The organism is Chitinibacter tainanensis DSM 15459 (assembly GCF_000429785.1).
In the GTDB taxonomy this organism is placed as follows: domain Bacteria; phylum Pseudomonadota; class Gammaproteobacteria; order Burkholderiales; family Chitinibacteraceae; genus Chitinibacter; species Chitinibacter tainanensis.
The window spans coordinates 204412-216639 of the sequence record NZ_KE386952.1; the positions used below are offsets into that span (position 1 = coordinate 204412).

Here is a 12228-nt window from a genome sequence, read left to right on the forward strand (position 1 = left end):
AGGGTATTGCCGCGTAGACCTTACCTATTAACGAGTACAGAGCTATACCCCACTAGCGCGCCATCAACTGCTCGGCCAGCTCACGCAAATCCAGCACGCTCAGCAAGCGTGTTTGGCTGCCTTGCCCGGCCATTACGCTTTTCCAGTTTTGTGCCTGTGGGTTCGCGTGCAGACGCTGATGGCCACTCTCAAACGCATGCCCATCTTGCGGCGGCCACTCGGCTTCATCAATACTCATCAGCCGCGCCACGCCAAAGCCGATCAGCGTATCGCCGCATTCCACCACCAGCACACTGGCTGTTGGGGTGAGCGTGGGTGGCTCTAGGCCTAGCACCTGCGCGAGTGAATAAGTCGCAATCGCTCGCCCGCGGTGCACCACCAGCCCGCCGGCGTAATCGCCGCCACCCATCATTTGCTCCTGATGCTGCCAGGGCAAAATCTCCACAATCTGCTCGATCGGGGTACCGACTTCGGCGCATAAATCATAAGTGAGCATCTGGCAGGTGGGGCGCTGTTGGCGGCTACCCACCAGCCCGATTTCACCTTCGCTGCGCATATTCATCCGGCCCAGCCCCTGCAGATCGGTAGCGGCCTGCAATGCCGCCACATCCAGCATCAGGTAATAACCCAGCGCGCGGGTTTGCGCCGAGGTATTGTGCTCGGGTAACTGCCGGCTATCGAGCACCCCGGCCAAATAGCGCTGCTGCGCAAATGAATGCGCGGGAATCGGCGCCAGCGACAGATCATAGGTCGGCACCACATCGTTGATCTCATCCACCAGAAAGGCCACCAGCCCAGCCGGAAACTGCACCAGAAAGGCCTGCTGATTGGCGTGGCGCAATTGGCTATTCAGCCCCAGCATGCGATACAAATCCACGGCCGGAATACTGCTGCCCGCGTGCTCCAGCACGCCAAGGCAAAACCCGCTGGCGAGCGCCGAATCGCGGTCGATATTCGGCGTGAGTATGGTAGTAAACACCGCATCGGAAGGCATGGCCAGAGGCACACCCCCGCAGCGCATCAGCATGACATAGCTCAGCTCCGCCGCGCGGCCCTCGCCCAGCCCGGCGGCCGTTTCAGCGGGCAACACCATCGGTAAATCCGGCAGACGGCTCAAGGCCGCCGGATCGAGCACGCTCACCAAAGCCTGGACATCCCGCCGCTGAAAGCTACCGGCCAGCAAATGCAGCTGGCCTGTTTGCGCACTGACCGGCTGAAAATCACGCTCCTCGGGCTGAAACACTCCTTGTACGCCATGTGCCAAAAGGCCGATCAACTGGCCTTCGTGCGCCATGATCACCACGCTTTGCGCAGGCAACTCGGGCGTGCTCAGGCCGAGCACCCGGCGCAAATCCAGCACCGGGATTAAAGCGCCACGCAGATCGATTGCACCGATAATCCCGCGGGCAGCCGAGGGGTATTCACGCAAACCAAGGCAGGGCGTCACCTCGCGCAAAGCTTGCAAGGGCAAAGCCAGCTGCATCTCATTCAGCAGAAAAACGCCGAATACCCGTTCCAGCTCATTGTTCATGGTATTTCACACTGCGCTGCAGCTCGTCGATCAGCCGCGCCACCACGGTGGCCATTTGCTGTTGTTGCTCGGCGGCTTTGGCAATCTCGCCCGCGCTGCTGCTGCTGCTGTGCACGCTTTGCATAATGCCTTCAAAGTGGCTGGCCGCCACTCGGCTCACTTGCGCCCCCTGATCGACTTGTTGATTCGATTGCTCGATCAGCTGGGTAATTTCTTTCGCGGCCTCCGAGCTACGCTCGGCCAGCTTGCGTACCTCGGCAGCCACCACTGAAAAGCCGACGCCATATTGCCCAGCGCGCGCGGCCTCAATCGCGGCATTAAAGGCCAGCAGATTGGTTTGATTGGCAATCTCGCCAATCACCCGCACGATCTCACCCACTTTGTGCGAGCTGTGCTGAATGCGGTCGATGGCTTCAATTGATTTTTGCACCGATTCAAAGCCGGCCTCGGCCGAATGCGCCGACTCTTGGGCCAACATCGAGGCGGTGGCTGAATTCTCGGCCACCCCGCTAATCCCACCAAGAAGCTGCTGCAATTGCATCGCCATTTCTTTGGTTTTACTGGCGATTTGTAGCTCTAGCTGCACTTCATCGGTGATGTCGAAGGCATATTTAACGATTTTGGCGACCTGACCATTCAAATCAAGAATCGGGTTATAGGTAGCCTGAATCCACACATCGCGGCCAAATTTACCCACCCGCTGAAAACGCCCGGATTTGATCTTGCCTTCGTTTAGATCCAGCCAGAATTCGCGATACTCTTTGCTCTGCACATATTCGGGTGCACAAAATACCGAATGGTGATGCCCCTGAATTTCCCGCAGAGTGTAGCCCATGGTGGCGAGGAAATTACGATTGGCTGTGAGCACATTACCATCCAGATCAAACTCCACCACTGCTTGCCCACGGCTGATCGCATCGACTTTGGCTTTGTACTCGGAGTTTTCCAGCTTGGCCGTGGTGATATCACTGGCAAACTTCACCACCTTCACCGGCTTACCGAGCGGATTAAAGATGGGGTTGTAGCTGGCCTGCAGCCAGACTTCCTTGCCCCCCTTACCAATCCGCTTGTATTCACCGGCCTCATATTCACCGCGCTCCAGTCGCTCCCAAAAGGCCTGGTATTCCGCACTGGCCGCGTGCTGCGGATCGACAAACATGCGATGGTGATGGCCACGAATTTCATCGAGCTGATAGTTCATCAGCTGCAGGAAGTTCTGGTTGGCGGTGAGCACACGCCCACTTAAATCGAATTCAATAATCGCATCCGCACGATCAATGGCGCTGATTTTGCCCTCGGCATCCAGCTGCTGCAGTTTGGTGGCCGTGATATCGCTGGTGATCAAAAGTACCTTTTGCAGGCTGCCATCCAAGGCCATGATCGGGCTCATACTGCCGGTGAGCCAGACTTCACGCCCGCCCAGCGCCTGCAAACGAAACTCCACGCTCACCGCGCGCCCGTCGCGCAGGCTACGCCAGCTTTCCTGATAGCGTGGGGATTCAATATCCTCGGCAAACATGAATTCACGTTCGGTTTTGCCCACCACTTCTCGCTGCGAATGCCCAAGCACTTTCAGCATATTCTCGTTGCAGGCGGTGATGACGCCATCACGGTCTAGTTCTGCCGTGCAATTACTCAGTGAAATGGCTTCGATCCGCGCGGTGACTTCTTGCGCCGCCGATTTACGCTCGGTGATATTGGTGCAAAATTTCACCACTTTCACGACATGACCATCGATATCAAAAATTGGGTTGTAACTGGCCTGCAGCCAGACCCGGCGCCCGGCTTTGCCAAAGCGCTGATATTCGCCGGTCTCGAATTGCCCTTTGCCCAAGCGTTGCCAGAAGGTGCGATAGGCGGCGCTTTGCACTTCTTCATGCTCGACAAACAGGCTGTGATGCTGTTGCAGCACCTCATCCAGCGTGTAACCCATGATCTGCAGAAAATTCTGATTGGCATGCAACACATGCCCGCCCAGATCGAATTCCACCACCCCTTGCGAGCGACTGATAGCCGCCACTTTGCCATCGTCTTCCATTGATTTTTGCTTGGCTGGGGTGATGTCGGTGGCGAATTTCACGATTTTTACCACCGCGCCATCCGGCCCCTGCACCGGGGTGTAGGTGGCCTGTAGCCAGACCGAGTGGCCTTTGTGATGCACCCGGCGGTATTCCCCGCGCTGGGCCATGCCGGCTTGCAGATTATTCCAGAAGGTCTGGTATTCCTCGCTCTCGGCATACTCCGGCAAACAGAATATCCGGTGGTTTTGCCCCATCACCGCCGGCAAACTGTAGCCCATGGTGGCAAGAAAAATCGGATTGGCCGCCAGCACATCGCCCTGCGGGGTGAATTCGATGACGGCTTGCGAGTTGTAAATGGCCTGAATTTTGGCATCGTCTTCCGCCGATTTGGTTTTGGTGGCGGTGATGTCATTCGCAAGCTTGATGACCTTATACGGCTTACCGGCTTTATCTTTCACCGGTGTATAGGTGGCCTGCAACCATACAGGAACGCCCTCTTTAGTGAGCCGCACAAATTCACTCTGGTGGTATTCGCCTTTGTGGAGCTTGGCCCAGAATTCTTTGTAATCATCGCTTTCTACAAAGCGCGGATAACAAAACATACTGTGGTGCTTGCCCACCAGATCGTCCAGCTCATACCCCAGCAGGTTCAGAAACACCGGGTTGGCATCCAGAATCACCCCATCTAGATCAAATTCGATAATCGCCTGATTGCGATTGAGCGCCACCAACAGCTCGGCCAACTCGATCGCGTATTGCTGTTGATTGGCCTGATTTTCAAGTTGCTGCAGGATGGCTTCGTGAGTTTGATTTAACAGCATGGCGAGTTCCTCAATGGGGTGTCTGATTCACTATAAATCAGCGCGCCAAAATTGCTGCACTGCATACACGCCCAGTTTTGCGACAAAACAAACTTAGCCAAACACGGCGCCAAGCCCCAAATACCCCACCTAAGTAATTGCTTGCAAGCCTGTCTAGTAATTGCTCATATTGGCATACCCAAGGAAAAAATCATGCGAAGTGGGCAGTTACACCAGCTACTTAACCGCTATCGCCTCCCACTGCGGGTTATTTTTATTCATCACTACCTTGCATTACAAAGTAGCTTGTTTTACTCTAAACATATCGCCGGATGATGCCGATCTCATCCGCCCTACAGCGAGGACGCATGAAAACGCAATTACGCAAAGGCACATTAGAGATGTGCGTGCTGGCGGTGCTGGCGCAGCAAGATAGCTATGTGTATGAGCTGGTGGGCCGACTATCGGCCAGCATGGAAATCAGCGAGGGCACGATTTATCCGCTGATGCGCCGCCTGCAGGCCGATGCCTGGGTGAGCACTTATCTCACCGAATCCAGTAGCGGCCCGGCCCGCAAGTACTACCGGCTCACCCCGGCAGGGCAAACCGCGCTGGCGCAAATGCAGCAGGAATGGGCAAGTTTTGTGAGTGAAATCAATCAGGTGCTGCACGCTCATGCCGCACCGCAAGGAGTGGATCATGCAACAAACTGAGTTTCTGAATCAGCTGGAAGCCGCTTTGCAGGCCTTGCCAGCAGCCGAGCGAGCTGAAATTTTGGCCGATTACCGCGCTTATTTTGCCGATGGGCTGGCCGATGGCCGCAGCGAGGCGGAAATTGCCATGGCGCTGGGCGATCCGGCGCGGCTGGCGCGTGAGCTATTGGCCGAACGATGCCTGCAAAGCTGGGAAGCACATAAATCCCCGCGCAATCTGTGGGGAGCGCTGGTGGCGCTGGGCGGTCTTGGGATCATTAATGTGCTGCTGGCGCTGCCGTATTTGCTGATGCTCACGGTGTTGTCGAGTTTATGGCTGGGCGCACTGGGGATTACATTCGCCGGTTTACTACTCACCGGCACTTGGGCCACGCAAACCGTGTTTGGCTGGCCCAGCCTTAACCACAGCTGGGCCACGGTGGCGCAGGATGAAACCGGCTGGCCATGGGCGGGCCGGCAAGCGGGTGAAATTTGGGCCAGCGGCCCGGCCGGTGAATCGGTGCATATTCAGCGACAAAGCGATGGCCAGGTAATTATTCAGGCCACCGATGGCGACGATGAACTGCATATCCGCCGGGATGCCAGCGGCGCGGTGCAGGAGATTCGCGCCAGCGATGGAGAAAACGTACTGAATATTGGCGGCTGGATGGGGCCAACGCCGGGGGCGCTGCTGGCCACCGGCTTGGGTCTACTGCTGTTGGGTGGTTTTGGTGTGGTGGTCGGTGGATTGATTTTGCGCGCCATCTGGCGTGGTACCGGGCGCTGGCTCCGCTGGCAAGCCGAGTTGGTGAGCGGGCAAACGACTCAATCAGCAGTCTAAAACTTGAATGCAGGGTATATAGCCACAGCCATTGATTTAAAAAGGCTGCAGGCATATACCCTATTTATTTTTATGCACCCACGCTGACCAGCCACTAAACAGGCTTGGCGTACGGGCGGCAATGGCGCTGCGGTGCCAAGGATTTTCTTCCCAGTAGCTGTCATGAAATAGGCAGCCAACTTCACCGCCGGCTTCCAGCAAGATCAACACCCCGGCCGCGTAATCCCAGAGTTTTTGTGCGCCATGCAGCATGACATCGGTGCGGCCAGCGGCCAGCCAGCACCAGTCGATGGTGGAGGCGCCAAAATTGCGGTGGCTGTGATAGGGGTTTACCGTCACCACCCGCGTGGCCAGATGGCCTGACAGCCATTTGGTTTCGATGGAGGCCATGGCTTGCTTCAGCGGTTTGTCGTCTTGCACTAGCGGTAGCCGATCATCATTTAGCCAAGCGCCGGCGCCCGCTTCGGCGGCAAAACACTCATCCAGCACCGGCAGATACACCACCGCCAACACCGGACGCTGCTGCTGAAACAAGGCAATCGAGACGGCAAAATACGGTAAGCCATGGGCGAAATTACTGGTGCCATCAATCGGGTCGACAATCCACAAGCCATCGGCGTGCGCCGCCCACAGCGCTTCTTGCTGATCCTGACTCATTTCCTCACCCAATACCGGACAATCGACTAACTGTGGCAGCAGGCGTTGCAAGGCGGTTTGCGCGGCCAGATCGGCTTCGGTAAACAGGCTGCCATCGTGTTTGATCTCGGCCGCTACTTTACGAAAACGTGGCATCACTTCGGTGGCGGCGACTTCGCGGGCGATCTGGATCAGGGCTTGCAGCCTTGCACTGGGCTGGGCAGAGGTAGACTTCACGGGCAGGTTTTCCACAGGCAATCAGCGAATACAACAAAGGCTCATTGTATGCCAAAAACGTAAAAAACCCGCGCTGCTTTCGTCAGCGCGGGCTAGGGTATTTCCCAGCGGCGGCGGGCACCGCTGGTCACCGGTCACTGGCTTAGTAAGGCCATTTCCAGTTTTTAACTTCTGGCATGTCATCGCCCACTTGAGAGATGTACTGTTCGTGCTCAACCAGTTTGTCCACCAGTTTTTGGCGAACATGGGCACCGATTTTTTGCAGTTTAGGTACACGGTCGATCACGTCGATAGCCAGGTTGAAGCGGTCCAGCTGATTCACTACCACCATATCGAATGGCGTAGAAGTTGAACCTTCTTCGATGTAACCACGAGCATGGATGTTGCTATGGCCGTTGCGACGATAAGTCAGACGGTGGATCAGCCATGGGTAACCGTGGAAGGCAAACATCACTGGCTTGTCAGTGGTGAAGATCGCGTCGAATTCGCGGTCTGACAGGCCGTGTGGGTGCTCTTCTTTCGGTTGCAGCGTCATCAGGTCACACACGTTCACAAAGCGGATCTTCAGATCTGGGAAGTGTTGACGCAGGATGTCGGTCGCAGCCAGGGCTTCCATGGTCGGGATTTCACCGGCGCACGCCATTACTACATCTGGCTCGCCGCCTTCATCGTTAGATGCCCAGTCCCAAATACCCAGACCTTTGGTCGCGTGTTTGATCGCTTGATCCATAGTCAGGTATTGCAGTGCTGGCTGTTTACCGGCCACGACCACGTTCACATAGTGACGTGAGCGCAGAACGTGATCAGTTACAGACAGCAAGGTGTTCGCATCAGCTGGCAGGTAAACGCGGATCACTTCAGCTTTTTTGTTCACCACGTGATCGATAAAGCCTGGATCTTGGTGAGAGAAGCCGTTGTGGTCTTGACGCCATACGTGTGAAGTCAGCAGATAGTTCAGTGACGGAATCGGTTTACGCCAGTTGATGTGGCGAGTGGTTTTCAGCCATTTCGCGTGCTGGTTAAACATCGAATCGATCACGTGGATGAACGCTTCGTAGCAGCTAAAGAAGCCGTGACGACCGGTCAGGTTGTACGCTTCGAGCCACCCTTGGCAAGTGTGCTCAGACAGAATTTCCATCACACGACCATCTTGTTTCAGATTGTCGTTGTTGTTCACACCGTCCACTTCGAAGTGGTTAGCCAGCCAGTTTTTACCTGAGTACTCAATGGTGGCGTTCCAGCGATTCGATGCAGTTTCATCTGGGCCGAAGATACGGAAGTTTTTCTCGGCTTCGTTTTCTTTCATCACGTCAGCCAGGAAGTTACCCATGACACGGGTCATTTCCGCATTCACAGTACCTGGTTTGTCAAACTTCACTTCGTAGTTACGGAAGTCTGGCATTTTCAGGTCTTTCGACACTTGGCCGTGCACGACTGGGTTGCTACCGATCCGTTTCTGACCTTTAGGTGCAATCGCTACCAGCTCTTCTTTCACCGTACCGTCTTCATTGAAGAGGGTATTGATTTGGTAAGATTTCAGCCAAGTTTCCAGGTTTTGAACGTTTTCGCCATCGATATCAGAGAATGGCACTTGGTGGCTGCGCCAGTAATCTTCTACTTTCTTGCCTTTGATTTCTTTCGGGCCAGTCCAGCCTTTTGGCGTACGCATGATGATCATTGGCCAACGTGGGCGAGTGATCATTTTGCCGGCTGCCACTTCTTCTTTGGCTTTAGCGCGAATCGCGGCAAATTTGTCCATACACAAGTCCATGGCAGCAGCCATTTCTTGGTGGATGTCGTTAAAGCTTTCTGGTTTTTCGTTGAAAGTTTCAGTTTTCAGTTCAACGAAGATCGGCTCGTAACCGTAACCGGTAAACAGGGCCGTAACTTCTTCTTTATCCATCCGGGCCAGCAGCGTCGGGTTGGCGATCTTGTAACCATTCAGGTGCAAGATAGGCAGTACGAAACCGTCGTTGATCGGGTGGATGTATTTAGTAGAGTGCCAAGAAGCCGCCAATGGGCCAGTTTCAGCTTCACCATCGCCCACCACTGCGAACACAACTTGATCTGGATTATCCAGCGCAGCGCCGTAAGCGTGAGATACTGAGTAACCCAGCTCGCCACCCTCGTGCATTGAGCCTGGGGTTTCTGGGGCTACGTGTGATGGGATGCCACGTGGGAAAGAGAACTGTTTGAACAGACGCTGCATACCGGCTTCGGTGCGGTCGATGTTCGGGAAGAACTCTTCGTAAGAACCTTCAACCCAAGTGTTGGCTACGAAACCAGGGCCACCATGGCCAGGGCCAGTGATGTAGATCGCGTTGATGTCGCGGTCGTTAATCAGTCGGTTAGCGTGCACGTAGATGAAGTTCAGACCTGGTGTAGTACCCCAGTGACCCAACAGACGTGGTTTGATGTGTTCACGTACGAGCTTTTCTTTCAGCAATGGGTTATCCAGCAGGTAGATCTGACCAACTGAAAGGTAGTTGGTTGCCTGCCAGTAACGATGCATTTTGTCGAGCAATTCTGCAGATAACGGTTGTTGAGCCACGATACACCTCTTTTCTAGGTTGTGTTGAGTGTCTGAAGTGAGGAGCTTTTGTATCTCCTTACCCGATGGAGCCAGTATACGTAGCCCGTTCTGCCGGCTACTGATACAAATCAAAAACTGCGTTGGCAACTGCCCTAGCGGGCTGCGAATCGTTGATACAACGCAAAAAACCGGGCTCTGCGTGTAATTTTGTTACCGTCTGGGCGGCTAATTCGCCGCACACAAACAACAAAATCCGATTTTCCCTCCATCTGCACCACGTGTTCTGCGCGCTATCGCTAGCGCGCAGGGCAGCGCCTACTGAGCGTGCCATCAGCATATTACAAGACCATAACAAGCAAACTCAACGGATTATTAACACAAATCAATCGCAATACTGACACATAACAAAAGCACGCCAACTCGCCTGCCGCCCAAACACAAAAAAACCCGCCATTGGCGGGCGAGATTGCTGATTAACCCCACTCGCGAAGCGAGCCCCCCTCAAGGAGGGGACGGGAGGGGTGGGAATAGAACATCAAGGCTGCGGATTCAAAGCCATATTGCCTAGGCTCGGCTCTGCTGAGACTTGAAGAATGTGGCCCTGCCACTTTGTCAGTAGCCTGAGCCCGCCAATGGCGGGCTTGGGTTTGCTGCACGCCACGGCTAGCGTGGCGAGTGACGCTTAGTAATGGAAGAACACCAGTGTCATCAAGATATACACCGGCAGCAGGCAGCTCACTGACCAGGCCATATACCCAAAGAAGCTTGGCATTTTCACCCCCCGATCTTCCGCCACCGCTTTCACCATGAAATTGGGCGCATTGCCGATATAACTCATCGCGCCCATAAACACCGCACCGGCGGAGATGGCCATCAGCGTGCTGGCCAGCGGGCCCATCATATGCGCAGCATCACCGTGCGCCAGATTGAAGAACACCAGATACGTGGGCGCATTATCCAAAAATGCCGACAACAGCCCGGTGAGCCAGAAATACATCGCATCATGTGGCGTACCGTCGGGGTTGCTCACTAGCTGCACCAAACCTGCCATGGCGCCGGCCGAGCCGGCTTTCAGAATCGCCAGCGCCGGGGCCATAGCGACAAAGATACCGGCAAACAGCTTACCCACTTCCTGCATCGGGCCCCAGTTAAAGTCATTGCCCGCCCGCACTTGCGCCGGCGTGATTTTCAGCGACAGCAAGGCCACGGCCAGCAATCCCAGATCGCGCACCAGATCTTGCAGCGCCAGCTCCACCCCAAACACCGACCATACCAGCCCCGGCCGCCACATCCCCGAGAGCAAAACCAAACCCACAATCGCGCCCAGCAACCAGAAATTACGCTTGCCATAGATTTTCAGCGCGCTATCTGGGGTTTTATCCATCGGCAGTACGCCTTCTTTGGTGAAGTAATGCCGATCCAGCAGGTAAAACAGGCCCAGCAGCAAGGCGGAAGTGAACGCCACTGGCGCGGCCATATGCTCGACCGTCCACATGAAATCCACGCCTTTCAGAAAACCCAGAAACAGTGGCGGATCGCCCAGCGGCGTGAGGCCACCGCCCACATTGGCCACTAGAAAGATAAAGAACACCACCACATGCACATTATGCTGGCGGTTATCGTTGGCCTTTAGTAGCGGGCGGATCAGCAGCATGGCCGCGCCCGTCGTGCCCATCACCGAAGCCAGCACCGTGCCCAGCGCCAAAATACCGGTATTGAGTTTGGCCGAGCCATGCAGATTGCCCCACACCAAAATCCCGCCCGAAACGGTATACAGCGCAAACAGCAGCAGCAAAAACGGGATATATTCTTCCAGCAAGGCATGCCAGAGCACCCCGCCCATTGCCGGCCACCCCGCCAGCAGCGCATAAGGCAGCGCAAAAGCCGCCGCCCAGAAAGCCGCCACCTTGCCAAAATGGTGATGCCAGAATTTCGGCAAGAAAATCGGGCACAGCGCAATCGATAATAATAAGCCGGCAAACGGCAACATCCACGGCAATGACAGGGCAGCCCCATCAATCTGCGCGGCCTGCGCCAGCGCTGGGCACAGCGCCAATAGCGCAGTAGCAAACTTCCACATTTTTCTTCTCTCCCAAATACCATAGAGCCGTATCATGCTGTAGCACAATACGGCTCTAGGTTAGCTAGGCATACCCCTACAGGCACACCTTTTCCTTACCCCAATCAGGGCTGGATAAACTCGATTTTATAGCCATCCGGGTCTTCGACAAAAGCAATCACGGTTGTGCCATGCTTCATCGGGCCGGGCTCACGGCTTACTTTACCGCCCTTGGCGCGCACCGCTTCACAGGTGGCGTAAATATCATCCGTCTCCAGCGCGATATGGCCATAACCGGTGCCCAGCTCGTAGCTGCTGGTATCCCAGTTATGCGTGAGTTCCAGCACGGTATGGTTGGCCTCATCACCGTAACCGACAAACGCCAGCGTAAAACGCCCTTCCGGATAATCTTTCCGGCGCAAGAGCTGCATGCCCAGCACCTCGGTATAAAACGCAATCGAGCGCTCCAGATCACCGACCCGCAGCATGGTATGTAACATTCGCATCTTTTTTCCTCGTTCAACGAAAAGCGGCCACGCCGATTTTCTCAATGGTGGCAGTAGTTTACCGTGAAGCGCGCTGTTGCGCCCGCACCAACACGGCAATTTTTTTACAGAAATTCGCGCAAAAGTGTTGACGGGCGGCTAAATATCCTTATAATTCGCGCTTCTGTATGCAACGACACGGGTCGGTAGCTCAGTCGGTAGAGCAGCGGACTTTTAATCCGTTGGTCGTGGGTTCGAATCCCACCCGACCCACCAAGCGTTCCATACATCCCTCTGGGTCGGTAGCTCAGTCGGTAGAGCAGCGGACTTTTAATCCGTTGGTCGTGGGTTCGAATCCCACCCGACCCACACGAGATTCTGCAAAAAGCCTCA

General features: G+C 55.3%; 8 protein-coding genes and 2 tRNA genes. 4 read left to right on the plus strand and 6 right to left on the minus strand.

All coding sequences use genetic code 11. The annotated features are described in order from the left end of the window. Positions 1 to 52: 52 nt before the first annotated feature. Together G482_RS0113355 and G482_RS18725 are read right to left on the minus strand one after the other, a co-directional pair. The gene (locus tag G482_RS0113355; protein WP_028450448.1) at positions 53 to 1531 is read right to left on the minus strand and encodes a chemotaxis protein CheW; all 1479 of its coding nucleotides are present in this window, start codon (positions 1529 to 1531) and stop codon (positions 53 to 55) included. Next, the gene (locus G482_RS18725; RefSeq protein ID WP_084414693.1) at positions 1521 to 4373 is read right to left on the minus strand and encodes a methyl-accepting chemotaxis protein; all 2853 of its coding nucleotides are present in this window, start codon (positions 4371 to 4373) and stop codon (positions 1521 to 1523) included. The genes G482_RS0113355 and G482_RS18725 overlap by 11 nt, the downstream gene beginning before the upstream one ends. Positions 4374 to 4720: 347 nt before the next feature. Between G482_RS18725 and G482_RS0113365 the strand changes: the two genes are divergently transcribed. Both G482_RS0113365 and G482_RS19745 read left to right on the plus strand, forming a co-directional pair. Next, positions 4721 to 5065, plus strand: coding sequence for a PadR family transcriptional regulator (locus G482_RS0113365; protein ID WP_028450449.1), 345 nt, complete (start codon positions 4721 to 4723; stop codon positions 5063 to 5065). Next, entirely contained in the window at positions 5052 to 5885 is an 834-nt protein-coding gene (locus tag G482_RS19745; RefSeq protein WP_051259026.1) for a DUF1700 domain-containing protein, read from the plus strand. Before G482_RS0113365 ends, G482_RS19745 begins: the two co-directional genes overlap by 14 nt. Positions 5886 to 5945: 60 nt before the next feature. Here G482_RS19745 and G482_RS0113375 read toward each other — a convergent pair whose 3' ends face one another. The 4 genes from G482_RS0113375 to gloA all read right to left on the minus strand — a co-directional run bounded on the left by G482_RS0113375 (position 5946) and on the right by gloA (position 11856). After that, complete coding sequence (locus G482_RS0113375) at positions 5946 to 6716, minus strand: inositol monophosphatase family protein (protein ID WP_028450450.1); 771 nt, start codon at positions 6714 to 6716, stop codon at positions 5946 to 5948. Between the two features lie 184 nt (positions 6717 to 6900). Beyond that, positions 6901 to 9438 carry a phosphoketolase family protein gene (locus tag G482_RS0113380; RefSeq protein ID WP_308417129.1) on the minus strand — a complete coding sequence of 846 codons (2538 nt, stop codon included), beginning with the start codon at positions 9436 to 9438 and terminating at the stop codon, positions 6901 to 6903. 535 nt (positions 9439 to 9973) lie between these two features. Next, positions 9974 to 11371, minus strand: coding sequence for a sodium:proton antiporter (locus G482_RS0113390; protein ID WP_028450452.1), 1398 nt, complete (start codon positions 11369 to 11371; stop codon positions 9974 to 9976). A 104-nt stretch (positions 11372 to 11475) separates the two neighbouring features. After that, on the minus strand, positions 11476 to 11856 hold the full coding sequence (gene gloA / locus G482_RS0113395) for a lactoylglutathione lyase (RefSeq protein ID WP_028450453.1): 381 nt from the start codon (positions 11854 to 11856) through the stop codon (positions 11476 to 11478). 179 nt (positions 11857 to 12035) lie between these two features. Here gloA and G482_RS0113400 point away from each other — a divergent pair. After that, a tRNA-Lys gene (locus G482_RS0113400) sits at positions 12036 to 12111 on the plus strand. Between the two features lie 20 nt (positions 12112 to 12131). Next, positions 12132 to 12204 (plus strand) — tRNA-Lys (locus tag G482_RS0113405). Positions 12205 to 12228 lie beyond the last annotated feature (24 nt).

What these genes read in the sequence shown, in the direction of transcription:
- G482_RS0113355 (WP_028450448.1), bottom strand. Translation starts at nt 1,531, where the DNA reads ATGAACAATGAGCTGGAACGGGTATTCGGCGTTTTTCTGCTGAATGAG.
- G482_RS18725 (WP_084414693.1), bottom strand. Translation starts at nt 4,373, where the DNA reads ATGCTGTTAAATCAAACTCACGAAGCCATCCTGCAGCAACTTGAAAAT.
- G482_RS0113365 (WP_028450449.1), top strand. Translation starts at nt 4,721, where the DNA reads ATGAAAACGCAATTACGCAAAGGCACATTAGAGATGTGCGTGCTGGCG.
- G482_RS19745 (WP_051259026.1), top strand. Translation starts at nt 5,052, where the DNA reads ATGCAACAAACTGAGTTTCTGAATCAGCTGGAAGCCGCTTTGCAGGCC.
- G482_RS0113390 (WP_028450452.1), bottom strand. Translation starts at nt 11,371, where the DNA reads ATGTGGAAGTTTGCTACTGCGCTATTGGCGCTGTGCCCAGCGCTGGCG.
- gloA (WP_028450453.1), bottom strand. Translation starts at nt 11,856, where the DNA reads ATGCGAATGTTACATACCATGCTGCGGGTCGGTGATCTGGAGCGCTCG.